Raw genomic sequence first — 22,843 nt, 5'->3', positions numbered from 1 at the left:
TTAGTGTCGTCTCACGGTCACCCCGAGATGAGCGATGCCGGTCGCAGCGAGACAGACCATTGCCCGCCCGACGACGCCGTGCCTGGTGGCGAGCAAGAAGATCCCGAAGGCGAGGACGAGGGCGACTAGGAGCGCACCGCAGACGAGCAGCAGCAGGCTGGTCACGGCGCTGGCGTTCAAGGTGAGCTGCGCATCACGCACCCAGGCCGGGGTCCGCACACGATTCACGAGGATCGCGACCGTACCCACCAGGACCGCGATGCTCGCTGCGAGCAGGCTTGCTTCAGCCATGGCGAGATGGTAGTGGCGAAGGTGAATGCTTTGGCTGGTCCGCGGCCTCGAACGCCCCAGCGCCCTGACAAGATGAGTTCATGCAGATCGAAGAAGTGGACGAGCGGCGATACGGCGCCGAAGGCGAGCGCGACACGTTCGTCGTGCACTTCTTCCATGCACCCATCGGCGAGATGGTCGCGCCCGACTGGGACGCCACGAGTTGCTCGGTCAGTGTGATCCGCGTCACCGACGCGACGTACCGCGCGGCGTTCGCAGAAGCTCGGCGGATTGCTGCTGGCGAGACGTCGCCGACACTGTTCTCGGTGTCCCTCGAGACCGCGGAGCCGAATGGCCCGGGAATCCTGCGACTGTTCGGGACCGACCTCAACATGGAGGGCCTCGAGCTCGACCTCGATTCGCACGCGGCGAAACGGGAGATGTTCGCCGAGTTCTTCAGCCGCGACCGTACTGCGCGCGCGTGATCGGGGAACTGGAGCGCAACCACTGACGCACTGGAGGCCCCGGTGCCAGCTGGCGCCGTCCCTCCAGGCTGCATCACGTGCCGCACTCGATGAGCTGCCCGTGTTGTAGATGGAGTCGACGCCCGCATCGCTGCGCGACGCGCTCACTGTGGGTGACGATCACGAACTTGCTCCCTGCGTGCTGCAGCTGATCGAAGAGGGCGAGCACGTCGTCTTCGGTCGTCTCGTCCAGTGCGCCGGTGGGCTCATCGGCGAGGACGACGGCGGGGCGCTTCGCGGTGGCTCGAGCGATCGCAACGCGCTGCGCTTCTCCTCCCGAGAGTCGTCGTGGGCGCTTGGCGACAAGGTGACTGATGCCGACCGCCTCGAGGGCGTCATGTGCTCGGGCGGCCGAGTCAGCGCGAGCGGGAACTCCGAGCCGGACGTTGTCGAGCACGCTGCGGTCGCCGAGCAGGTTGTGATCCTGGGTGACGATGCCGATGTGACGGAGCCGGTGCGCCGCCATCCTGGATGCGGTGCGCTCGAGCACGCGCCCGTCGTGCTCGTAGGCCCCCTCGAAGTCGGTGTCGAGGCCGGCGAGGATCCGGAGCAGCGTGCTCTTGCCCGATCCGCTTCGCCCCGTGATGGCTACGAAGCGATCGTCTTCGCGAAGGTCGAAGTGCAGTCGGTCGAACAGCGTTCTGGTCGATCCATCGGGCTCGGTGATCGTCTTCGAGACGTCGCGCAGTGTGATCATCGGGGGGTACCTCTTCGGCGTCGGGTGGTCAGTTCGATGCGGACGGCTCGTCGGCCGAGTGCCCCGTCCGCCACGCACCAGAGCAGGAGGGCGGCACCCGCGCCGAATCGAGCCGTCGCGCTGTCGTTGGGGAGCACCGCGCTGGTCGCGAGGAACAGCCCGAACGCGGCGGTGTACTCGGTGAGGCGGCTTGGGCGGAACAGTCGGCTCGTGTGATCAGGGCTCTTCCCGAGGAGATGGTGCACGTGCGCGACTGACGCTCGACGGTGGTGCAGGAGTCGGTTGAGGAACGCCGTGATGATGCCCACGCCCGCGGTGAGGACGACGAGCAGCGCGGTGACGAGCACCAGGTTGTCCTGGATGAGCTGGCGGACGAGGGAGAGCTGCACGAGGTAGGTCGGTACTCCGAGCAACGTGTACGACCGGAAACCGGTGTCGTCTCCGATGCCGTCGAGTCGTGCGAGGACGTCCCCGAAATCGAGATGGCGATCGACGGCGAGGTCGGCGTTCAGTACCTGGAACACCAGGCGTCCGAACAGCTCGGGATCCAACCGGTCGAGTGCTGCTCGGTCGAGTCCGGCGAGCGTCGGCGGGTAGGGCACGATCACGGTGTCATCGAGGTAGTGGTTGGCTTCACCGCGGAAGTACATGGCGCTGTTCGGTTCGAGGAAGCCGGCGACTTCGAGTTCCTGCCCCTGCAGGATGACCGCTCCGGTGAGGTGTTGTCCGAGCTCGTACAGGCCGCGGTACTCGTTGCCGAGCAGCACGGGGATCCGGCCGGAACCCCAGTCGACGGCATCCCACTCGATCGGCTCGCCGTCCTGCACGGAGAGCCCCGCGAACTCGTACGCGGTCTCGTTGAGCTGGATGGACTTGATGTCCTGAACACTCCGTCCGGACTCGTCCTGGTACTTCCCGTTGAGTGTGTACTCGGTGCCGTAACCGACGTCGAAGCGGTCGTCGCCGCGGAAGTCCTGGACGGTGACGGGCTGGTCGTACGAGGAGATGAAGTCGAATCCGGGCTCGTCGTCGATGCGATCGACGAACGACGCGACTTCGTCGAGCGCGTGCTGGTCTCGTCGGATCGCCTCGAAAGCATCCGGGTCGAGATCGTCGACCACCGTGTAGAGGTCGACGTCGGCATCAGCGGACAGGCCCTGGGCCACGGCCTGCGAGGTGGACTGGGAGAACGATGCCACGTTGTACCAGCAGAGCGCGAGCAGCACGAGCAGGACGATCTTGGCGACGATGATCGTCCAGTTGGACCGGAGGTCGTTCAGCAGTTCCATCGTCGGGTTCCCTGCCAGAACGATGCGACGGCGACGGCAAGCACGACGGTTCCGACCGCGACGACTGCGGTGGTGACGTCAAGGTCGAGGATGGTGGTCTGCCTGACGACTGCCGCGCCCGCGATTGCGGTTGTACAGATGGCGGCGCTGGTCATGCCGACTCTGGCAGCAGCGCTGCGAAGGGTGGTCAGCGGTCGGATCCCCGTGGTGAAGCGCACCGCGGCGGTGCGGAGTTCCCATCGTCCGGCTTGCAAACCAGCGATCAGGGCGATGAGCGCGACGACGAGCGCGCCGAGTGCGATCAGGACCGGCGACACGGCGTCGACGTTCGTCCTGCGGTTCGTGCCGTCGTCGATGATCTCGACGCTCCTGCCGGGGAACTGTGCGCTGTAATGGTGGACGCTGTTCGGGCCGTCCAGGAGCAGTCGTTGTGGTGATGCCGAGAACTGCGACGGATCGGCGATGACCACGTCATCGGACAGGAGACTGTCGGCCCGGACGCCAAGTCGCCCCACCACGGTGTACTGCTTGCCACCGACGGCGATGTCGTCACCGTGGACCCCGGCGTCAGCCCCGGCGAGGGCTTCGCCGGGGCGCCCGGTCAGTGCGTGCCCGTCGTGCAGTGGGACGTCTGTCCACCGTCCGGACAGGATCGCAACGGCGCGGACACCATCCTCGAGTTCCACGAACACCTTGGTTCCCGGTTCGAACGCGCTCCGCGCACGCTCGAGATCGTCGAGCGTTGCGGTCACCCACGCGCTTTGGCCCGCGCGGAGATCATCGCCTTCCGCGGCGATGACACGTCGGCGGGCATCGAACACCCCGATCAAGACCGTCAAGAGCATGGCCAGCAGGAGCAGGCCCGCGGTTGCCGTGATCTGTTGCTTCGTCACGTCTTCTCCTGATGCCGCAGCGGGTGGGAGCCGTCGGCTCGCACCCGCTGCGCTGTGTCACCTGCCGTAGTAGGTCTTCGCGGTACCGACACCGTTGCCGGGCTGGTTCGGCCGGTACGGCTTCCACGCGGTCACGGCTTCAGTGCCGGACTTGCCCCACTTCCGGCCGGAGTCAGCGATGATCCTGTTGCCGTGCTCGAGCCGGGCGCGCGTGTAGTGCTGCACGCCTGCCCAGGTGGTCCAACCGTGCGAGCGCTTGTGCGTCGTCCCGTTGATCGTCTTCCGCTCCGCTGCACCGCGGTGGTTCACCGCGAACACTGCCATCCCGCTTTCTGCGGCATCGACTGTCCCGGCGCTCTCTGACCATCCGCCGACGACTCCCTGGCTCCCGGCATCGCCCTGCGCGTGCGCGGGGATCGCGCCGAGGAACACCGTCCCGCCGACGGCTACTGCGGCGAAGCTGGCAGCTATTCGCCGAGCCTGTTGACCGATCTTGCCCATTGCCTACTCCTCTCTGAGCACTGACGTGTAAACGTTCAGCCGTTAACATGTCAGAAGAAGAACGCTGTGTCCAGGACTCCAGGCGCAGCCGCGCTGAGGTCGCGTGATCGGAGACCTGGAGCGCAACCCCGGACGGACGGGAGGCCCGGTGCCAGCTGGCACCGGGCCTCCCGTCCGTCCGTCATCTGCCCGTGACGGCTGATCGCTCAGGCGGGCTCAGCCACGCGCCCGGCGTCGCCGGCTCCGCAGCGTCCAAACGAGTCCACCGGCCGCAAGCAGTGCCGCCGTCAACAGCCCGAGGGGGAGCAGGTTCGCGCCCGTCCAGGCCAGTGCGCCGCCGGGGTCGCTGCCGGGATCGGTGCCACCGGCGCCCGGGGCTGCCGCGCCCGGGGTACCGGATCCGCTGTCACCCGGCGTCGGAGCGTTGCCTCCCGGCACGCCTGCACTCGGCGAGGTGGTCGGCGCCGGAGCGGCCGCAGCCACCACGGTGAAGGCGGCCCGAGCCAGGGCCACACCGTCGACCGACGCGGTGACGCTCACCCGACCGGACGCCGTGCCCGGAACACGCAGGTCGGCCGAGAACGCGCCGCTCGCGTCGGTGTGCGCGGTGGCCCCGCCGATGCGCGGCGTGGTCGCCAACGCCACGTCGGTGTCGGCCGGGAACCCGGTTCCGGTCACGGTCTGCGAGTCGCCCGCGTCCACCCGAGGCGACTCGACCTGCAGCGCCGGGGTCGCCGCCGCCTTGCTGCTGAAGGCCACGACCGTGCGCTTCGTCACGGACCGCTCATCGACCGGCACGGTGATGGTGCGGGTGCCGGCGTCGTAGGTCCACGTGGTGTCCGCGATCGCGCGGCCGTCGATGGTGACGGTGCGGGGGCGGTCCGCGTTGGTGAACGTCGCCGTCCACGAACGGTCCTGCACCTGGCCGGCGAAGGAACCGTCGGCGGGGGCGATGTCGAGCGAGCCGCCGGTCGCCTGCTGCGTGTAGCGGACGGCGGTGGTGGCGCTGCCCGCTTCGGCCTTCGCGGTGACGGGAGCCGTGGTCATCGCGCTCGACTTCGCAGCCGTGTCCTCGCCGGCGTCTTCGTGCAGGTCGAACGAGCCGTCCGCGCCCGTCGCCACCGTCAGGGTGACGGCATCGAGCGGCGCGGCGTCGTTCTCGACCTGCTCGGAGCGGGTGGGGACGATGCCGCCGCTCTTCACGAACACCGGCATGCTGTTCAGGTCGGACGTGACGTCGGCGGTGGTGCCTCCCTCGTAGGTCTTGCCGGTGAACCAGTCGGTCCACGAGCTGCCGGCCGGGAACCAGACGGAGCGGGTCGCCGTGCCGGAGTCGTCGTTCGCGGTGGTGACCGGAGCGACGAGCACGTCCGGGCCGTACAGGTACTCGGAGCCGGCCTGGGCGTAGGACTCCTGCGCCTCGGGGTACTGCAGGTAGAGCGGCTGCAGGATCGGAGTGCCCGTCTCGGTGGCCTGGGCGGCGAGCGTGTAGGTCAGGGGGACCAGGGCCTCTCGGAGGTTCAGGAACCGCTTCGCCGACGCTTCGGCGGCGGCCGGGTACTGCCACGGCAGTCGGTCGCTGTGGTTGCTGTGCAGACGGTCGATGGGCTGGAAGGTGCCGAGCTGCACCCAGCGGGCGTAGAGGTCCTCGGGCAGCTGGGTCGTGCCGTCCTCGGCGCCCTCGATGCCGTACTGCGCACCGTTGTGGCCACCGATGTCGTGGCTGACGGACGCCAGGCCGGTCGCGGCGGACTCACCGGGGGTGTACCCGACCTCGGCCGCCAGCATGTCCCACGACGACGTGGTGTCGCCGGTGAAGTGCACGGTCGTGCGCTTGTCCGCCCACGGGCCGGTCGGCACCGCTTGCGGGTTGCCGTAGCCGCCGGCGGTCAACGAGCCGTACGCCCGCGAGAATGCGATCCCCCGGCCGCCGAGGGCCTCGTCCGTGTACTTCGCGTACTGCTGGTTGATGAACGCATCGGGGGTGACGCCGTTCGCGGAGTACTTCGAGTTCTCGCTGCAGCACCAGTCGAGCCACCACATGTCGACGCCCTTCGGCTGCAGTGAGGTGTGCAGGTCGAAGTAGGCCTTGAGCTGGTCGGGGTCGGACCAGTCGAACAGGTAGCGGTCGCCGTCGCCCTTGGTGAGCTTGCCCTTCGCGGTGGCCTGAGTCTCGGCGAACTTCGGGTCCTGGCTCGAGATCGACGGGTGGATGTTGAGGGTGTTGTGGATGCCTTCGGCGTGCCAGTCGGCGAGCAGGCCGGTCATGTCCGGGACCCGGGACGGGTCGACCGACCAGCCGTCCCACTTGCTGTCGCCCTGGTTGGTGGGGCTGCCGACCTTGTAATCGGTGTCGATCGCCATGACGTCGACCGGGACCTTCTCGTCGCGGAACTGCTTCGCGATGGCCAGGTAGTCGGCCTGCGAGCGGTCGTAGTACTCGGAGTACCAGACGCCGTACGCCCAGCGGGGGAGCAGCTTGGTCGGTCCGGTCAGGACGGCGAGCTCCTCGAGCGCGTGGCGGTAGTCGCTGCCGTACCCGAAGACGTAGCCGTCCTGGTAGTGCTCGCCGCCGTGGTCGCCGGCGGGGGTGACGGTGTCGGTCGCCTGGTCGTACAGCGCCGAGGCGCTGTCGTCGAGGAGCGACCAGCCGTCCTGGTAGAGCAGACCCGGGTTCGTCTTCACCGATCCGTTGGCGGTGTCGAGGTCACGGCGGTACCCGCCGAGCGGTGCATGCGCGGCGAGGACCGTCGACGCGGTGTCCACCACGGCGACGGTGTCGAAGTTCACGTTGCAGTTGTTCGCCACGGTCGGGCACCCGATCACGACGTCGTTCGTGCCGGCGGCCAGTTGTACCGGCACCGTGACGGTGTTCCAGTAGTCCCAGCCGCTCGTCTTCGGGAGCGCTGCAGTGGTGGCCTGCTGGCCGGTTGGGGCCGCGGTGAGCGTCGGCGTCCCGGCGGAGCCGTTGGCGTAGCGGACCTGCAGGGCGTAGTCGCCCGCGGCCGGCACCCCGGTGACATGCGTCGTCAGCTGCGCGCCGGCACGCTCGAACCCGGCGACGAAGCCGTCCCCGGCGAAGCCGTTGTGGTTGGTGGCGGTCGTTGCCGGAGCGGTGCGTGCCGAGTCCTCGGCCTGGCACACGGTGCCGAACGCGCAGTCCTCGCCGGTGACCGTGGGCGACGGTGTCGGGTAGGCCGCGCCCGTCTGAACGAGCGCCAGGCTGTCGACGTTCACCCGTCCGGAGTCGTCCGCGGTGCGTTCGATGCGCACGCGGTGCTCGCCTGCCGTCAGGTCGAGTGTCGTGGCGGCGGTGGTCTTCCAGTCGTCCCAGTTCGCGCCGGGCGCGAGCCGGATCGTCTGCGCGGTGCCGCCGTCGACGGTCACGCTGAGGGTGCGGGTCGCCACCTGGCCGTCACCGCCCTGCGAGTTCGCGTAGCGCAGGGCGAGGTCGTACGAGCCGGCCTGTTCGGCGGTCGTCGTGAAGGTCATCGCGTTGCCGACGGACTCGAAGCCCGCGGCGAACCCGGCGCCGGTGAAGCCCGTGTGGTCGGTGGCGAGCGACAAGCCGGTGAGTCCGAGCGTCTCGGCCTCGCAGAGCGACCCGATCGTGCAGGACGGCGTGGGCGTCGACACCCACGGGGTGCCGGAGACCTGTTGCCCGGACGGCAGCGTCAGCGCGGTCTGCAGGGTGTCCTGCGTGAACGCCCCCGAGCCCTCCTTGTACCGGACGGTCATCGCGCCCGTGTCGAGCGTCAGCCAGCCGTCCCGCTCGGTCTTCGTGAACGTCGTCGGTGCGAAGCCGTCGCGTCCGATGACGTTGAAGGTGCTGCCGTCGGTGAACTGCGAGTCGCCGGCGTACTCGGTGCGGATCAGCGTGGGGGAGAGCACCTCGAACCGAGCCTGGCCCGAGACGACGGTGCGATCAGCTGCCGGGTCCGCGGCGGCCGGGATCGCGGCGATCCCGAGCATGCCGAGGGCGGTCGCAGCGACGATGCCCGACGACAGCGCTCGGCGCAGCCCTCGGGAACGGAAGGAGATGGGGCGCAATTGGGTGCTCCTCGAGGACGACGTCGTCCATCGGGCCGTGCGACGGCCGTGACCAGCGGGCCGTCAGCACGACGGTCCGTTTACAACGCTGTAAACCATACGACGCGGAGCGCCCCTGAGGAAGGGGCAGCTGCGCTGCGGCCCGTTGCGCGGCTGCCGCCGAGCCGGTCAGCGGCGTGGTTGCGACATGGGGGGCCATGGACGCGCGCCGATGGCGGACGCGAGGCCCGGTGCCAGCTGGCACCGGGCCTCCCGTCCGTTGCCGGCTCGAGGAGGACCCCGCAGCGAAGCCGCGGTACTCAGCGCGACGCCGCCTCCGGCACCGCCCCACCCCAGCCGTTGAACCCACCGAACACGACTGTGACCGGGACGGCCTGCGCCCGGTCGGCCACGTACCGGTACACGCCGCCCGGACGGCCGAGCCACAGCACACGTGCCGGCGATGTGGTCGTCGCCACTGTCCGGAGCTCCACCAGGTACTGCCCGGAGGGGATCTGGAACTGCGCCGTCTGTTCGCTGTCGAGCAGCGTCGAGAACCGGGTCGAGAATGTCGTGCCGGTCGTCGCGTTCGTCACCATGACGCTTGCGCCGCTCAGCTGCGCCGACGGGCCGCGGGACGCCGAGGCCGCGAAGACGGCCAGGTCGTAGTCACTGTGTGCGTAGTGCCTCGACAACGTCACCCGCGAAGCGGGGAGGGTCCCTCGCTGCTGGTACACCCGGGTCTTCCACACGGCGGGCGACGCCGTTCCGCTGGCGTACGCCTCGATGCGGTACTTCCCGGTGCTCAACCCGACGAACCGGTACTGGCCCGCGCTGTCCGAGGTCGTTCGGAACACCTGCGAGGTGTCCTCGTTCCAGGCGTACATCAGGCGCCCGGCGGCGGGTCCCGTCGGACTGACCACACCGCCCTGCACGGTGGCACCGATCACGAGCGGCACGGTGACCGCGACGGTCGAACCGCCGCGGATGGCGATGTCCGAGCGGAGTCCGGGTGCGTAGGTCTCCGCTCCGTGTGGCGGGAGTTGCCGCGTCGTGACCGTGACCGTGACGGTGTCCGGGGCGGGGATGCCGGTGAACGTCGCGGTACCGTCGGCATCGGTGGTGGCGTTCCCGACGACGGCGTCGGTGCCGATCGCCGCGAGTTCGACGTCCGCCAGCCGGATCGCGGTGCCGTCCGGCGCTGCGAGCTGCACGGCGATCGTTCCCGACCCGGCCGCGGCCGCTGGCGACGCCAGGCCGACCATCGTGGCTGCGGCAAGCGCAACGACCAGTGTCGTCCCCGTGATCAGTCGCATCGCGTTCCCCGTCCACCAGCCGTACCGTGCAGCGGACTGTACGCGTCGGGCGGGCGGTGGGGAAGGACTGTCCTGAGCGCGAGGCGCAGCGTCGCATGCGCTACTGTCGGAGGCAGAGGGAAAAAATCCCGCGCTGCTCCGGCAGGCTGGACCGCACACGCGTCTCACGGGAGTCGCCACTTCTTCATCGAAGGAGTGCGCCCGTGTCCGACCCCATCGCCCGCCCGCCGTTCGACCCCGAACTCGCGACCTTCCTGACGGCGCTCGAGGCCCGAGGCCCGTTCACCCTCACCGCGGAGATGCTGCCCCGTATGCGACAGCTCGACGTGCCCGAGGACGTCCTCGACGAGCGCCTGCGGTCCCGCGGGTACCAGCGGCGGACCGTCACCGTGCCGGGGCACCTCGGCGACCCCATCGACCTCGCGATCATCGACCGCACCGAGCGCACCGGTGCGACCGGTGCGACCGGTGCGACCGCAGCCGTCTACTCGATCCACGGCGGGGGCATGATGTTCGGCCACCACCTCGGGAACCTCGACTCGTTCGACGACTGGCTGCTCGACCACGACGTGGTCCTCGTCAGCGTCGACTACCGCCTCGCACCCGAGTACCCCGATCCGTACCCGGTGGAGGACTGCTACGCCGGTCTCGTCTGGGTCGCAGAGCACGCCGACGAGCTCGGCATCGACCCGGCACGGATCGTCGTCGCGGGGCAGAGCGCCGGCGGCGGACTCGCCGTGGGGACGGCCCTGCTCGCACGCGACCGGCAGGGTCCGAGCCTGATGGCGCAGATCCTCGTGTCGCCCATGCTCGACGACCGTGACGACACCGTCTCGACCCAGCAGATCGACGGTGTCGGCGTCGCGGACCGCCAGATGAACCGCTTCGCGTGGGACGCGTACCTCGGACCGCGCCGTGCGACGCCGGACGTCTCCGAGTACGCCGCTCCGGCTCGTGCGGCAGACCTGTCCGCTCTGCCGAAGACCTACATCGACTGCGGCAGCGCCGAGGTCTTCCGTGACGAGGACGTGGCCTTCGCCAGCCGCCTCTGGGCAGCGGGGGTCGACGCGGAGCTCCACGTCTGGCCCGGTGCCTTCCACGGGTTCACGAGCATGGTGCCCGACGCCGCGATCTCGAGGACCGCGACCGCTGCCCTCGCGGACTGGACCCGACGACTGCTCGGCGATCCTTCGCCGATCGAGCGCGCAGCCGGTCGTCAGGACGGATCTCTGGACGGCGCGTCTCGGTAGACGTCCCCACGAGCGGGACGGGAGGCCCGGTGCCAGCTGGCACCGGGCCTCCCGTCCGTCACGGATCGCGTCCCGGGCCCGGTCCACGCGCGCAGGAGCGCGCTCACGTGGCCGCGTCCGTTCGGCACCGGCTAGTGGGTGGTCCAACCGCCGTCGATGACGAGTTCCTCGCCGGTGACGTACTTCGCCTCGTCGGAGGCGAGGTAGACCATGCCGTACCCGATGTCGGTCGGTTCGCCGACGTGCGGCGGCAGGGGCACCTCGCCGCCGAGCTGCTCGGCCATCGTCTCCTTCGTCATGCCCGCAGCGGCCGCGAGGCCTGTGTAGACGGAGCCGGGGTGGATCGAGTTGACGCGGACACCGTCTCCTGCGAACCACTGTGCGGCGTGTTTCGTGAGCGACCGGACGGCACCCTTCGACGCGGAGTACGCCGCCCCGCCCGCGTCGGACACGCCGCCGACGATCGCGGCGATGGACGACACGTTGACGATCGATCCGCCGCCCTGCCGCTGCATGTGCGGGATGACCGACTTCATGCCGAGCCACACGCCGGTGGTGTTCACCGCCATGACCGTGTTCCAGTCGTCGAGCTCGGCTTCGAGGATGCCCTTGGCGATGTGGATACCCGCGTTGTTGACGAGCACGTCGACGCGTCCGTGGTCGGCGACCACCCGTTCGACGACGCCGTGCCACGATTCCGGCGACGTGACATCGAGCGTGATCGCGGTGGCATGACCTCCCTCGTCGCGGATCGAGGCCGCTTCCCGCTGCAGTGCCGCTTCGCTGACGTCGGTCATGATGACCGTCGCGCCCTCCCGTGCGAACAGCTGGGCGCCGGCGAGGCCCATGCCGCTCGCTGCGCCGGTGATGATCGCGACCTTGTCGTCGAGTCGTGCCATGTCGTGTCTCATGTTCTCGGTGTGGGGATCAGATGCGTTCGGGGCGTCGGATGCTCTCGGCGCCGCCGTCGATGAAGACGATCTGCCCGGTGACGTGTGTGTTCTCGGCGCTGGCGAGCCACACCAGGAGTGCTGCCGGGGCGGCGGGCGGCGCGGCGGGACCGTTCAGGGGAGACGGGGCTCCCGCGTCGAGGGCGGCGCGGCCCTCGGCGCTCTGCAACGCTGCGGCCGTCATCGGCGTCTCGATGACCCCGGGCGCGATCGCGTTCAGTGCGATGCCGGCGCCGGCCCACTCCGGGTCCTTCGCGTGGGTGCGGACCCACTGTGCGATCGCCTTCTTGGTGGTGGAGTAGATGGCGCTCGACCCTGCGGCGTTCGTCGCCGTCCCGATGCGCTCGGCCTCCCGTCGTGCGCCTGGCTCGTCGTCCGCGAGGAGCCGCTCGTACAGGCCTTCGTCGACCTCTTCGAGGGCTGCGAGGGACGCGACGACCACGGCGCGCGGGGCGTCGGAGCCGGCGAGGAGCGGGCGGAGTCCCTCGAGCGTGGCCGTCGCGCCGAAGTAGTTGACCCCGACCGTCACGGGACTCGCCGCGACGAGCCCGGCGACGGCGATCACGCCGTCGACCCGGCCACCGGAGCGCTGCTCGACCTCGTGCACGAGCGCGGTGCGGCCCTCGCCGGTACTGAGGTCCGCGACGACGTCCGCGTCCTTGATGTCGACACCGATCACGCGGTGCCCGTCGGCTTCGAGTCGTTCTGCGGTGGCCTTGCCGATCCCGGAGGCAGCTCCGGTGACCACGTACGTCCTGCTCATGGTGGTTCCTCTCGTCATCGTCGACGTCGGCGCGCGGGAGCGCGCGAGCTCCGCTCGGGCAGCGGAGAAGTCAGGGGTCAGTCGCTGCCGACCAGCCACTCGGGCATGACGGCGACCAGTCGTTCGGCCATCGCGTCCTGCCCAGCCGGAGCGTCGTCGCGGAGCCAGGCCGTCAGCATCGCGATCGCACCACCGGCGATGAACAGGGCGGTGTCCTCAGCGTTCGCGCGGGGCACGCCCGGGTGGTCGAGCGTCTGCATCGTGGCGAGGACCTGTTGCGCGTACGCAGCGACGACGCTCTCGTGCACGCGTCCGGAGAGCCGCCAATCGAGGGACGCCCGGTAGAAGGCCGACCGAGCACCGATGTGTGCGATCAACCGTCGGGTCGACGCGGTCGCCAGCGTGCGCGGGTCGATGTCGGCGTCGGCTCGGCCCCGGAGGTCGTCGAGTCCGATGTCGCGGAACGTGTCGACGAGCATCGAGACGGCGAGCTCGTCGAGATCCGCGAACTGGGCGTAGAAGGCGCTACGGCTCACGCCAGCGGTCCGGGAGATCGCGTTGACCGAGATCTCCGCGGCCGGCTCCGCGACGAGGCGCTCGACCGCTCGCACGATGGCGGCACGCGTCCGTGCCGGTCGGGGGTCGGTGGCTCGTTCCGAAGCGCTACTCTGCACGCATCCACCATACGACTTTTCCGACATGTGCGTGGAAAGTCACGGGTTGCGCTGTTCACCAACCGGACTCCCACGCATGGCAGGGTGGTCCGGGGCATCGTCGCCCGCAGCCCAGCCAGCCGCGAGCGGAGCACGATGCCACCACCCGACCTGATGGTCGTCACGGACCTCGACGGGACGTTCCTCGACCACCACGACTACTCGTTCGACGCTGCCCTGCCGATGCTCGAGCACCTGCGCGCGGACGGCGTGCCCGTGGTGTTCTGCAGCAGCAAGACCCGGGCTGAGATCACCGCCCTGCAGCGGCGGACCGGTCTGGACGGGCAGGCGTTCGTCGCGGAGAACGGTGCGATCGTCGTCGGACCGGACGGCAACGTGATGACCGGAGCCGGAGCCGGAGGCGGAGCCGGAGCCGGCCCCGCGAACGCCGATCTCGAGCGTCTCCGCGCAGACCTCGACCGCACCCGAGCGGACCTGGACCTGCACTTCGCGACCTTCGGCGGCGAGACCGACGAGGTCGTCGCCGCGTGGACCGGACTCGACCTCGGAGCAGCCGGCGATGCTCGGCAGCGCGAAGCCTCCGAGGTCCTGCTCTGGCACGCCGAGGACGACGACCGCGCGGGCGCGTTCCGCGCGGCGCTCGCCGCGGCCGGCCTCGACCTCGTGCGCGGCGGCCGCTTCTGGCACGTGCTGCCCGCCGGGCGCGACAAGGGCACCGCGGTCCGCCTGCTCGTCGCCGACCACGAACGCCGCACCGGCACCGCTCCCCGCACGATCGGGCTCGGCGACGGCCCGAACGACACCGCGCTGCTCGACGCCGTCGACCTGGCGGTCGTCGTGCGCGGCCACGGCCCGGCACCCGGACCCCTCGACGACGACCGACCCGAGCGCGTCCACCGCACGACCGCCCCCGGCCCGCAGGGCTGGAGCGAAGGCCTCGAACACCACCTCGAACACCACCTCGAACAGCACCGCGAACAGCACCTCAGGAGCCATCGATGAGCGACTTCCACCAGAACGGCGTCATCACGACGTTCCACGACCTCGGTCGCCGCAGCACCGCGAGCATCGAGGACGACCTGCGCGGGTTCGCCGAGAAGCGGCCGATGAGCCTGATCCTGCCGGCGCTGTACTCGGAGCTCGAGCGCCCGGCGCTCTCGCGGATCGTCGACGAGCTGGCCGAGGCCGACTGGCTCAGCGAGATCGTGATCGGGCTGGACCGCGCTGACCGCTCGCAGTTCGAGCACGCGCGGGAGTTCTTCGCCCGGCTGCCGCAGCGGCACCGCATCCTGTGGAACGACGGGCCGCGCCTGCGGGAACTCGACGCCGAGCTGGAGCGCGAGGGGCTGGCACCGGGGGAGCCGGGCAAGGGCCGGAACGTCTGGTACTGCACGGGTTACGCGCTCGCGTCGGAGCGGGCGGAGTGCATTGCGCTGCACGACTGCGACATCACCACGTACGAGCGGGGCATGCTCGCGCGGCTGTTCTACCCGGTGGCGAACCCGGCGTTCGACTACGAGTTCTCGAAGGGCTACTACGCCCGCGTCGCCGGCGGCCGGATCAACGGCCGCGTCGGACGGCTGCTCGTCGGCCCGCTGCTCCGGTCGCTCCGCCAGGTCTACGGCGAGTCCGAGTACCTGGAGTACCTCAGCAGCTTCCGGTACCCGCTGTCCGGCGAGTTCGCGATGCGCGCGCACGTGTTGAACGGCCTGAAGATCCCGGGGGACTGGGGCCTCGAGATCGGCATGCTGTCCGAGGTCTACCGCGACTACGCGACCCGGCAGGTGTGCCAGGTGGAGATCGCCGACGCCTACGACCACAAGCACCAGCCCCTCGCCGAGGCCGACGGCACCGGCGGACTCGCACGGATGGGCAACGACATCGTGCAGTCGCTGCTGCGGAAGCTCGCGACGATGGGCGTCCCGCTCACCTCGGACTCGTTCCGCGTGCTCAAGGCGACGTACTACCGGAACGCCCTCGACATCGTCGAGGTCTACCGGCACGAAGCCGAGATGAGCGGGCTCGGCTTCGACCAGCACGCCGAAGAAGCGGCCGTCGAGCTCTTCACCAAGGCGATCCTCGACGCCGGCGGCGCCTTCAGCGCACGCCCGGACGACAAGCCGTTCATCCCGAGCTGGAGCCGGGTGCGCTCGGCGGTGCCGGACGTGCTCGAGCGGTTGCAGGATGCGGTGGAGGCGGACCAGCAGGACTGATCACGCGCCCTGGGCGCGACCCCGAGGCGGACGGGAGGCACGGCGCGAGCTGGCCACGTGCCTCCCGTCCGGCGGTCTGGCGCCGTTCTCAGGCCGCCGGTCGCGGCGCCCAGCCGAGTTGCGGTCCCAGGTGCTCGGCGATGTCCGTGGTGATCTGCGCGTAGTCGTCCGGCTCGAACGAGAACGGCAGCGCGAAGGCGACCTCGGTGACCGCCTGGTAGCCGGCGTCGGCGCGCAACCGGTCCGCGATCTCCGCCGAAGTGCCCACGAGGTCGGCGGCGAAGAGCATCCCGGCGGGCCCCATCGGCACGCCCACGCGCCCCGAGCGGCTCTCGACGTAGGCGCGGTAGCGGGCCTCCTGCTCGCGGGTCGCCGTGTCGGTCGGGATGACGACCAGCCCCTGCGAGACGCGCGCAGCGCTGCGGTCGGGGTGGACGTCGAGGTAGGCGTCGATCTGGGCCCGCTGGTTGGTGGCGAAGTCCGTGCCGTTCTCGCTGCGGGTGACGCTCGACGTCAGCAGGTGGAAGCCGTTCTCGCCGGCCCAGACCGCCGACTTCGTGCTGCCGGTGCCGTACCAGATGCGGTCGGCGAGGCCGGCGCTGTGGGGCTGGACGGTGCTCGCGAACTCCTCGATCCCTCGGCGTTCGACGGTGCCGGCCCCGGTGCCGGTCACCGCGTCTCCGCGCACGAGGTCACGGAAGCGCAGGAGCCGGTCGTTGCCGAGGTCCTCGTGCTCGGCGGTGTCGGGGTAGATCGCGTCCTTGTAGAGGTCGAAGTTCATCGGGGTACCGACCGAGAAGCCGGGGTTCAGGCGTCCGCCCAGCAGCACGTCGACGGTGCCGAGGTCCTCGGCGAGCCGGAAGGGGTTCTCGGCGCCGATCGGCGTGACGGCGGTACCGAGCTCGATCCGCGAGGTCCGTTGCGACGCGGCGGCCATCACCGCGACGGGGGAGGAGATGCCGTGCTGCAGGTGCCGGTGGCGCAGCCACGCGCTGTCGAAGCCGAGCGCCTCCGCGCGCTCGATGACCCGGAGCGTGTCCTCGTGGCCCTGCGATGGCCGGGCGGGGTCGAACGACCCGATCGTCAGGAAGCCGAGCCGTTCCAGGGGAGTTCCGTCGAGGGGCATGGGTCGATCGTGCCAGACCACCGGGTGGCGCGGGGGTGCGGCTGGCAGGCTGGGGCCCGTGCACATCACTCTGGACTCCGCGACCGACGTCGTCACCGACATCCGCTTCCCCGAGGGCAACCGCTGGCACGACGGGCGGCTCTGGTACTCGGACATGCACACCGGCGAGGTCTTCTCGATGGACCCGACCTCGACCGCGGCTCCGCGTCTCGAGGCCACGGTCGAGGGCCAGTCGTCGGGGCTCGGCTGGCTCGCCGACGGGCGACTGATCGTCAGCTCGATGGAATCCCGCACGGTCGTCGCCGTCGACGACCGCGGCGAGGCATCGGTGTTCGCCGACCTGTCCGGCGAGGAGTCGTCGCTCCTGAACGACCTCGTCGTCGACGACGCGACCGGCCGGACCTACATCGGGGCCTTCGGCTACGACCTGTACGGCGGCGAGGAGCTCCGCCCCGGCCCGCTCTGGGTGATCGAGCAGGACGGCTCGTTCCGTCTCGCCGCCGAGGGGCTGGTGTTCCCGAACAGCGCGAACGTCCTGCCCGGCACCCGGACCCTGGTGGTGAGTGAGACGTGGGGCGGCCGGCTCACCGCGTTCGACATCGAGCCCGATGGTTCGCTGACCGGACGGCGCGAGTGGGCAGCGCTGCCCGGGGGAGTCACGCCGGACGGCAGCACGGTCGACCGCGACGGCGCCGTTTGGGTCTGCTCGGTCGACACGGGAGAGTTCCTCCGGGTGCTCGAGGGCGGCGAGGTCACGGACCGGATCGATGCCCCGGGGCTGTGTGCGATCGACTGCGCGCTCGGGGGCGAGGACGGCCGCACGCTCTACCTGGCGACGGCGGACAGCTACGACCCGGCGACCACGGCGCAGACGCGTGCGGGGCGGATCAGTGCGGTGCGGGTGGCCGTGCCGGGTCGGTGACCGGAGGCCTGGCTGCCCGCTGATCGCGGTGGGAGCCCGCTCGGTGCGAGGTTGTACGCATGGTGCGAGGCATCAGGGCCGCACCATGCGTGCAACCTCGCACCAGGCTCTTCGGGCACCGCATCAACGGACGGGCTGGCGCGAGCGTGCGGCGCGGGTGGTCCGCCAAGTCGTCACGAGGGCCGCGATCCCCATCGCGATGCCGACCACGCCGGAGCCGAGGCACAGTGGCATCACGAGCCCGAGGCCGATGTTGGCGCCGCCACCCTCCGGTCCGTAGTAGACGTCGGCCATCAGCGCGCCGGCCCCGAGGAACCCGACGGCCAGCAGTAGCGTGCTGATCAGGTGGAACGTGCGCGCGGTGGTCATGATCGAGCCCTTCGTCGATGTGGTCGACGAATCCTCGCACGACGCCGCATCGACGTGTTCCTGTCCCGGCATCTGACGGCGGTAGTGGGCGTGCGTAGAGTGCAATGGTGAGCATCAGACAACTCGACGCCATCGGGTGGGCGCAGCTCCTCGGCACCCCTGCCGTGTTCGTGGGGCTGTGGCTGATGCTGGTCGTCCTTCACTTCCCGGACATGTCCCTCACGGTGGTCCTCGTCGTCGTGGCCGTCCTCGCTGCAGGTGGCTTCGCGCTCATCCTGGGCAGCTGGTCGCGCTTCGGCGGCTACGGCTCGTACCGAGCGATGAACCGGTGGCTGCGCGGTGGAGCCGACCCGACCGGTGTCCCGGTCATGATCCGGAGGCGCTTCCTGCGCCGCCAGACGTCGCAGGGCGCGGTCACCGGGTGGGTCTGGATCAGCCTGGGCATCCTGTGGGCCGCGCTCGCCGTGCCGGAGGTCTTGCAGGGAGACCCGGCGGGCTTCGGGCGCGGGGTCGTCGCAGCGTTGTGGGCCGTCATCGGCATCGTCCGCGTGGTCTTCATGCGCAAGTGGGGAGCTCGCGTCGACGAGCTGGTACGCGAGACCGAGGCGCAGATGGCCGATCCCGGCGCGACACCGCACCTCGACCTGTTCCGGTGAGCATGCCGCCCGAGCCCGCACTCGTCCCCGAGCCCGCACTCGTCCCCGAACTCCTCGTCGCCGACCTGGACCGGAGCCTCGCGTTCTGGTGCGGCCTGTGCGGCTTCGAGATCCGCTACTCGCGGCCCGAGGAACGCTTCGCGTACATCGCCCTCGGCACTGCCCACATCATGCTCGAACAGGCGGGCGCCGGTCGGAACTGGATCACCGGCCCGCTCGAGCGCCCGCTCGGCCGGGGCGTGAACTTCCAGGTCACCGTGCCCGACAGCCGCGCACTCGCCGCCACCCTGCTTCGTGCCGGGACCGAACTCTTCATGCGGCCCGAGACGAAGTGGTACGACGTCGGGAGCGAGCAGGCCGGCGTGGACCAGTTCCTCGTGCAGGACCCGGACGGGTACCTGGTGCGGTTCCAGTCCTCGGCGGGACGCCGCCCAGCGGCCGACTGAACTCGTACAATCGGCCGTGCCTTCCATCCAGATCGAGAGCCCTCGCAGCGACGACGTCCTCAGCCTGCTCCGCCAAGGGGACGCCTTCGCCTTGGCCCTGTACCCGGCCGAGAACTACCACGGCCTCGACGTCGACGCCCTCGAAGCCGACGGGGTCTCGCTGTTCGTCGCCCGCGAGGGTGGTGTGGCCGTCGGTACGGCGGCACTCGTCGATCGGCGTGACGGCTCCGGCGAGGTCAAGCGGATGTTCGTCACCGACGACGCTCGAGGACTCGGGGTCGGCCGATCCCTGCTCCAGGCGCTCGAAGCGCATGCGCTGGCCGGGGGCATCTCGACGGTGCAACTGGAGACGGGCTTGCCGCAGGTCGCGGCGATCGCACTGTACGAGAAGCTCGGGTACCGGCAGATCCCGCGGTTCGGGCCGTACGCCGACGACCCGACGAGCTACTGCATGGAGAAGCACCTCTGACTCGGTCGTCATCCGTCCGTCGGGCGCAGCGCGCTCTCCGTGTCCGGCCCGTCGTCCAAGCTCGCGTCGACCGCGGGGTCGGGTGAGACCGTCTGCGTCCGGATCGGGAAGTCGTCGAGGGCGGTGGCAGCCGGGTGCGCCACTGACCCGCCGCGCACCCGCTTCTTGACGGCTGCCCACGGCCGACCGAACGCGGACCGCGACGCGCGCTCTGACGGCCCCTCGACCTCGAGCCCGTAGTACGCGCCGACATGTTCGAGCAGGACCTCGCGCTCGGCCCTGTCGTACGCTCGCCGCTCGCGGGTGAAGGCGATGATCGTCGACCAACAGGTGAGCAGCAGCACGACGCTGAAGGGCAACGCCGTCGTGATCGCCGCGGTCTTCAGGGCGTCCAGTCCGCCGCTCAGCAGCAGTGCGACCGCGAGCAGGGCGGAGACGAACGCGAAGAACACCCGCAGCCAGTTCTTCGGCTCGATGTCACCGCCGGACGCGATCATCGCCATGACCAGGGCGCCGGAGTCCGACGAGGTCACGAAGAACACGCCGATGAGCAGGATCGCGCCGAACACCAGGACGGTGCCGGCGGGCAGATCGCCGAGCAACGTGAAGAGCGAGCCCTCGACGTCGACGGAACCGTCCGAGCCGACCAGGCCGCCGGAGCCGTCGGTCTCGCGGTGGATCGCCGCACCGCCGAGGACCGCGAACCACAGGAACGTGAGCACGGTCGGCACGAGCAGGACGCCGAAGACGAACTGGCGCACGGTGCGGCCCTTCGAGATGCGCGCGATGAAGACACCGACGAACGGCGCCCACGACATCCACCAGCCCCAGTAGAAGGTGGTCCACGCGCCCTGCCAGGCCTCGCCCTCGGCGCCCTGCTGCGCCGTGACGTTGAAGGACAGGCCGACGACGTTCTGCAGGTACGAACCGATCGACTGCACGAAGTCGCGGAGCAGGAACTGGGTCGGACCGACGATGAGCACGAACAGCAGCAGCGCGGCGGCGAGCAGCAGGTTGAAGTTCGACAGGATCTTCATGCCCTTCGCCACCCCGGTGACGAGCGAGACGATGGTGACGGCGGTGATCGCGGCGATGATGACGATCTGGCTGACGATGCCGCTGTCGGCGATGCCCGCCTTCTCGAGCCCGGCGCCGATCTGGATCACCCCGAGGCCGAGCGAGGTCGCGACGCCGAACACGGTGCCGACCAGGGCGAGGACGTCGATGAGGTTGCCCCAGCCGCCGCGGACACGGTTGCCGAGCAGCGGCTCGAGAGCCCAGCGGATCGAGACGGGGCGGCCCCGGCGGTGGATGGCGTACGCGAGCGCGAGGCCGAGCACCACGTAGATCGCCCACGCGTGGAGACCCCAGTGCAGGAACGTCTGGGTGAGGGCCTGCTGCGCGAGCTCGCTCTCCGAACCGGTGACGCCGGGGCGCGGCGAGGCGAAGTGGCTGAGGGGTTCCGAGACGCCGTAGAAGACGAGGCCGATGCCCATGCCGGCGGCGAAGAGCAGCGAGAACCACGAGCCCGTCGAGAACTCCGGTTCGTCCTGGTCCTTGCCGAGCTTGATGTCGCCGAACTTGCTGAAGCCGACGAACACCGAGAAGCCGACGAAGAACGCCGCGATGAGCACGTAGTACCAGCTGAAGTTCCGGACGATGCCGTCCTGCAGGCCGACGAACATCGCCTCGGCACTCGACGGCGAGACGAGCGTGAACGCCACGAACCCGAGCACGAGGACGGCGGCGGGCCAGAACACCCACCGCCGGACCTCCGAGGTCGTCGTGCGGGGGCCGGGTGGGGGAGCGGAGGTGGTGCTTGGCATGCACTCCATGGTGCCTGGCGGCGGCTCTGTGCGTTCGCTCAGGCGTGTCGTTCGGGTGAGCACCGTGCAGCCTTGGCCGTTCCGTGCGGGGTTGCGTGCTCGGTGCGGCGCCGTAGGCGCGCACGGAGCGACCAACGGTGCACCGGTTGGTGATGTGCGCACGGTGCGCGAAGCGGTCGGGCCGGCGAGCGGCGGACGGGAGGCGCGGGGCGGGGGCGACCCGCGCCTCCCGTCCGCTCGTGGGCGCGCGTACCCCGTCAGGTGCGATTACAACGTTGACTTCCGTTTTACAGCGCTGTAAACAGGACCTGCGCGACGACGCGCACGAGGGAGTTGCCCGATGGTGGGAAGCAGGACCGGAACGATCAGCGCGGCCGTGAGCCGGCGGGGGTTCCTCGCCGGAGCAGCCGGCGGGATCGCGCTCGGCACGATGGCGCTCGCGGGGTGCGCGGCACCGCGCGCCGCGGCAGGGGGTGCGACGACGCTGCGGTTCTACGAGCAGAAGCAGGAGGTCATCGCCTACTTCGATGCGCTCCTGCGGCGGTTCGAGCAGGGGCACTCCGGGCTGTCCGTGGTGCACGACAGCACGACGGCGATCGCGCCGCAGTTCGTCCGCGGCGAGCCGGCCGACGTCGGCTGCTTCAACGACAACCTGGAACTCGCGCGCTACATCTCCCGCGGTGTGCTGAGCGACCTCGGCGACCTGCCCTCGGCGGCCCGGGTCCGACCGGACATCGACACCCTGACGAACCAGTACGCGAGGTTCGAGGACCGCACGAGTGTGCTGCCGTACTCGCTCGCTGCCGCCGGGGTCATCTACAACAAGCGGATCTTCGCCGACCACGACCTGCCCGTGCCGACGACGTGGGACGAGTTCGTCGAGGTGTGCCGGACGCTCCGGAAGGCCGACATCACCCCGATCTACGCGACGGACCGCGACACCTGGACGCTCTGGCAGGGGCTGTTCGACTACTCCGTGGGCAGCCTGGTCGACACCGGCTCGTTCTTCACGAAGATGAAGGCCCTCGGCACCGACGTCGGCCCGGACTCCGCGGTGTCGTTCGAGAAGGACTTCGCGGTGCCGATGGAGCGCGCGAAGACCATCTCGACGTTCTTCAACCCCGACCACGCCACCCGTGCCTACGCCGACGGGAACCTGGCGTTCGGCAAGGGCGAGGCCGCGATGTACCTGCAGGGGCCGTGGGCGCTCGGACAGATCGCGCTGGTGAACAAGGACCTCGAGGTCGGCACGTTCGCACTGCCGGTGTCGAACGATCCCGGCGACCGGCAGGCGCGGGTGAACATCGACCTCGGCCTGTGGATCCCGACCGCGTCGCAGCACCCGGACGAGGCGAAGGAGCTCGTCGAGTTCCTCATGCAGCCCGAGGTCATCGACGCGTACAACCGCGACAACCTGGCGTACTCGCCGACCAAGGACGCGCCGCCGCAGCAGGACGAGCGACTCGCCGGCCTGCAGCAGTACGTCGACGACGCCGCGTTCTACCAGGGCGCCGGCACCTTCATCCCCACCTCGATCCCGCTCGGCAACTACCTGCAGTCGGCGATCCGGAGCGGGGACTTCACCTCGATGCTGCAGCGGCTCGACTCGGACTGGCGGCGTCTCGCCGGCCGTTCGGCGACGGTCTGAGCCGGACCAGGA

Annotated in this window: 22 protein-coding genes; 9 read left to right on the top strand and 13 right to left on the bottom strand. The window is 70.1% G+C overall.

The window, feature by feature from the left end:
* Positions 1–291 (bottom strand): hypothetical protein, encoded by a 291-nt coding sequence (locus ABH929_RS11910; RefSeq protein ID WP_404561394.1) that lies wholly within the window; start codon positions 289–291, stop codon positions 1–3.
* An 80-nt stretch (positions 292–371) separates the two neighbouring features.
* Here ABH929_RS11910 and ABH929_RS11905 point away from each other — a divergent pair, with 80 nt between their 5' ends.
* On the top strand, positions 372–755 hold the full coding sequence (locus ABH929_RS11905; RefSeq protein WP_404561393.1) for a hypothetical protein: 384 nt from the start codon (positions 372–374) through the stop codon (positions 753–755).
* 73 nt (positions 756–828) lie between these two features.
* Here the strand turns inward: ABH929_RS11905 and ABH929_RS11900 are convergent, their stop codons facing one another.
* From ABH929_RS11900 to ABH929_RS11875, 6 genes are all read right to left on the bottom strand, one after another.
* A complete protein-coding gene (locus tag ABH929_RS11900) occupies positions 829–1,491 on the bottom strand; it encodes an ABC transporter ATP-binding protein (RefSeq protein ID WP_404561392.1) in 663 nt (220 codons plus the stop codon).
* Entirely contained in the window at positions 1,488–2,780 is a 1,293-nt protein-coding gene (locus ABH929_RS11895; RefSeq protein ID WP_404561391.1) for a hypothetical protein, read from the bottom strand. Before ABH929_RS11895 ends, ABH929_RS11900 begins: the two co-directional genes overlap by 4 nt.
* Positions 2,768–3,673, bottom strand: coding sequence for a hypothetical protein (locus ABH929_RS11890; protein ID WP_404561390.1), 906 nt, complete (start codon positions 3,671–3,673; stop codon positions 2,768–2,770). The genes ABH929_RS11895 and ABH929_RS11890 overlap by 13 nt, the downstream gene beginning before the upstream one ends.
* Before the next feature lie 57 nt (positions 3,674–3,730).
* On the bottom strand, positions 3,731–3,997 hold the full coding sequence (locus ABH929_RS11885; RefSeq protein WP_404561389.1) for a hypothetical protein: 267 nt from the start codon (positions 3,995–3,997) through the stop codon (positions 3,731–3,733).
* A gap of 393 nt (positions 3,998–4,390) precedes the next feature.
* Positions 4,391–8,224, bottom strand: a complete 3,834-nt coding sequence (locus ABH929_RS11880; protein ID WP_404561388.1) for a TIM-barrel domain-containing protein — start codon at positions 8,222–8,224, stop codon at positions 4,391–4,393.
* A 299-nt stretch (positions 8,225–8,523) separates the two neighbouring features.
* Positions 8,524–9,519, bottom strand: a complete 996-nt coding sequence (locus ABH929_RS11875; RefSeq protein WP_404561387.1) for a carboxypeptidase-like regulatory domain-containing protein — start codon at positions 9,517–9,519, stop codon at positions 8,524–8,526.
* A gap of 203 nt (positions 9,520–9,722) precedes the next feature.
* Between ABH929_RS11875 and ABH929_RS11870 the strand changes: the two genes are divergently transcribed.
* Entirely contained in the window at positions 9,723–10,769 is a 1,047-nt protein-coding gene (locus ABH929_RS11870) for an alpha/beta hydrolase (RefSeq protein ID WP_404561386.1), read from the top strand.
* 131 nt (positions 10,770–10,900) lie between these two features.
* Here the strand turns inward: ABH929_RS11870 and ABH929_RS11865 are convergent, their stop codons facing one another.
* The 3 genes from ABH929_RS11865 to ABH929_RS11855 form a co-directional block, all read right to left on the bottom strand.
* The gene (locus ABH929_RS11865) at positions 10,901–11,668 is read right to left on the bottom strand and encodes an SDR family NAD(P)-dependent oxidoreductase (protein ID WP_404561385.1); all 768 of its coding nucleotides are present in this window, start codon (positions 11,666–11,668) and stop codon (positions 10,901–10,903) included.
* A gap of 28 nt (positions 11,669–11,696) precedes the next feature.
* Positions 11,697–12,482, bottom strand: a complete 786-nt coding sequence (locus ABH929_RS11860) for an SDR family oxidoreductase (protein WP_404561384.1) — start codon at positions 12,480–12,482, stop codon at positions 11,697–11,699.
* A 77-nt stretch (positions 12,483–12,559) separates the two neighbouring features.
* Entirely contained in the window at positions 12,560–13,156 is a 597-nt protein-coding gene (locus ABH929_RS11855) for a TetR/AcrR family transcriptional regulator (protein WP_263091891.1), read from the bottom strand.
* 135 nt (positions 13,157–13,291) lie between these two features.
* Between ABH929_RS11855 and ABH929_RS11850 the strand changes: the two genes are divergently transcribed.
* The gene (locus tag ABH929_RS11850) at positions 13,292–14,158 is read left to right on the top strand and encodes an HAD-IIB family hydrolase (RefSeq protein ID WP_404561383.1); all 867 of its coding nucleotides are present in this window, start codon (positions 13,292–13,294) and stop codon (positions 14,156–14,158) included.
* A complete protein-coding gene (locus ABH929_RS11845) occupies positions 14,155–15,369 on the top strand; it encodes a hypothetical protein (RefSeq protein WP_404561382.1) in 1,215 nt (404 codons plus the stop codon). The genes ABH929_RS11850 and ABH929_RS11845 overlap by 4 nt, the downstream gene beginning before the upstream one ends.
* A gap of 88 nt (positions 15,370–15,457) precedes the next feature.
* Here ABH929_RS11845 and ABH929_RS11840 read toward each other — a convergent pair whose 3' ends face one another.
* The gene (locus ABH929_RS11840; RefSeq protein WP_404561381.1) at positions 15,458–16,495 is read right to left on the bottom strand and encodes an LLM class flavin-dependent oxidoreductase; all 1,038 of its coding nucleotides are present in this window, start codon (positions 16,493–16,495) and stop codon (positions 15,458–15,460) included.
* A gap of 58 nt (positions 16,496–16,553) precedes the next feature.
* On the opposite strand from ABH929_RS11840, the gene ABH929_RS11835 reads away from it, so the two are divergent.
* Positions 16,554–17,417, top strand: coding sequence for an SMP-30/gluconolactonase/LRE family protein (locus tag ABH929_RS11835; protein ID WP_404561380.1), 864 nt, complete (start codon positions 16,554–16,556; stop codon positions 17,415–17,417).
* A gap of 123 nt (positions 17,418–17,540) precedes the next feature.
* Here ABH929_RS11835 and ABH929_RS11830 read toward each other — a convergent pair whose 3' ends face one another.
* Positions 17,541–17,786, bottom strand: coding sequence for a hypothetical protein (locus ABH929_RS11830; protein ID WP_404561379.1), 246 nt, complete (start codon positions 17,784–17,786; stop codon positions 17,541–17,543).
* A gap of 107 nt (positions 17,787–17,893) precedes the next feature.
* Here ABH929_RS11830 and ABH929_RS11825 point away from each other — a divergent pair, with 107 nt between their 5' ends.
* From ABH929_RS11825 to ABH929_RS11815, 3 genes are read left to right on the top strand one after another with little or no spacing between them, the layout of a single operon-like run.
* The gene (locus ABH929_RS11825; protein WP_404561378.1) at positions 17,894–18,442 is read left to right on the top strand and encodes a hypothetical protein; all 549 of its coding nucleotides are present in this window, start codon (positions 17,894–17,896) and stop codon (positions 18,440–18,442) included.
* A 2-nt stretch (positions 18,443–18,444) separates the two neighbouring features.
* The gene (locus tag ABH929_RS11820; protein ID WP_404561555.1) at positions 18,445–18,888 is read left to right on the top strand and encodes a bleomycin resistance protein; all 444 of its coding nucleotides are present in this window, start codon (positions 18,445–18,447) and stop codon (positions 18,886–18,888) included.
* Between the two features lie 16 nt (positions 18,889–18,904).
* The gene (locus ABH929_RS11815) at positions 18,905–19,357 is read left to right on the top strand and encodes a GNAT family N-acetyltransferase (protein ID WP_404561377.1); all 453 of its coding nucleotides are present in this window, start codon (positions 18,905–18,907) and stop codon (positions 19,355–19,357) included.
* Positions 19,358–19,365: 8 nt separating this feature from the next.
* Here ABH929_RS11815 and ABH929_RS11810 read toward each other — a convergent pair whose 3' ends face one another.
* The gene (locus ABH929_RS11810; protein WP_404561376.1) at positions 19,366–21,183 is read right to left on the bottom strand and encodes a BCCT family transporter; all 1,818 of its coding nucleotides are present in this window, start codon (positions 21,181–21,183) and stop codon (positions 19,366–19,368) included.
* A gap of 376 nt (positions 21,184–21,559) precedes the next feature.
* Between ABH929_RS11810 and ABH929_RS11805 the strand changes: the two genes are divergently transcribed.
* On the top strand, positions 21,560–22,831 hold the full coding sequence (locus tag ABH929_RS11805; protein WP_263091884.1) for an extracellular solute-binding protein: 1,272 nt from the start codon (positions 21,560–21,562) through the stop codon (positions 22,829–22,831).
* Positions 22,832–22,843 lie beyond the last annotated feature (12 nt).

Origin of the sequence: Curtobacterium sp. AB7, from assembly GCF_044909335.1 — a bacterium.
Lineage (GTDB): Bacteria > Actinomycetota > Actinomycetes > Actinomycetales > Microbacteriaceae > Curtobacterium.
Note: the sequence above shows the minus strand (reverse complement) of the source record. Positions and strands in the feature narration are given on the sequence as shown.

Bases quoted from the DNA above. Each gene is read 5' to 3' on its own strand.
- ABH929_RS11905 (WP_404561393.1), top strand. From the start codon at position 372: ATGCAGATCGAAGAAGTGGACGAGCGGCGATACGGCGCCGAAGGCGAG.
- ABH929_RS11810 (WP_404561376.1), bottom strand. From the start codon at position 21,183: ATGCCAAGCACCACCTCCGCTCCCCCACCCGGCCCCCGCACGACGACC.
- ABH929_RS11860 (WP_404561384.1), bottom strand. From the start codon at position 12,482: ATGAGCAGGACGTACGTGGTCACCGGAGCTGCCTCCGGGATCGGCAAG.
- ABH929_RS11850 (WP_404561383.1), top strand. From the start codon at position 13,292: ATGCCACCACCCGACCTGATGGTCGTCACGGACCTCGACGGGACGTTC.
- ABH929_RS11840 (WP_404561381.1), bottom strand. From the start codon at position 16,495: ATGCCCCTCGACGGAACTCCCCTGGAACGGCTCGGCTTCCTGACGATC.
- ABH929_RS11900 (WP_404561392.1), bottom strand. From the start codon at position 1,491: ATGATCACACTGCGCGACGTCTCGAAGACGATCACCGAGCCCGATGGA.
- ABH929_RS11910 (WP_404561394.1), bottom strand. From the start codon at position 291: ATGGCTGAAGCAAGCCTGCTCGCAGCGAGCATCGCGGTCCTGGTGGGT.
- ABH929_RS11845 (WP_404561382.1), top strand. From the start codon at position 14,155: ATGAGCGACTTCCACCAGAACGGCGTCATCACGACGTTCCACGACCTC.
- ABH929_RS11895 (WP_404561391.1), bottom strand. From the start codon at position 2,780: ATGGAACTGCTGAACGACCTCCGGTCCAACTGGACGATCATCGTCGCC.
- ABH929_RS11830 (WP_404561379.1), bottom strand. From the start codon at position 17,786: ATGACCACCGCGCGCACGTTCCACCTGATCAGCACGCTACTGCTGGCC.
- ABH929_RS11865 (WP_404561385.1), bottom strand. From the start codon at position 11,668: ATGGCACGACTCGACGACAAGGTCGCGATCATCACCGGCGCAGCGAGC.
- ABH929_RS11820 (WP_404561555.1), top strand. From the start codon at position 18,445: ATGCCGCCCGAGCCCGCACTCGTCCCCGAGCCCGCACTCGTCCCCGAA.
- ABH929_RS11885 (WP_404561389.1), bottom strand. From the start codon at position 3,997: ATGGCAGTGTTCGCGGTGAACCACCGCGGTGCAGCGGAGCGGAAGACG.
- ABH929_RS11875 (WP_404561387.1), bottom strand. From the start codon at position 9,519: ATGCGACTGATCACGGGGACGACACTGGTCGTTGCGCTTGCCGCAGCC.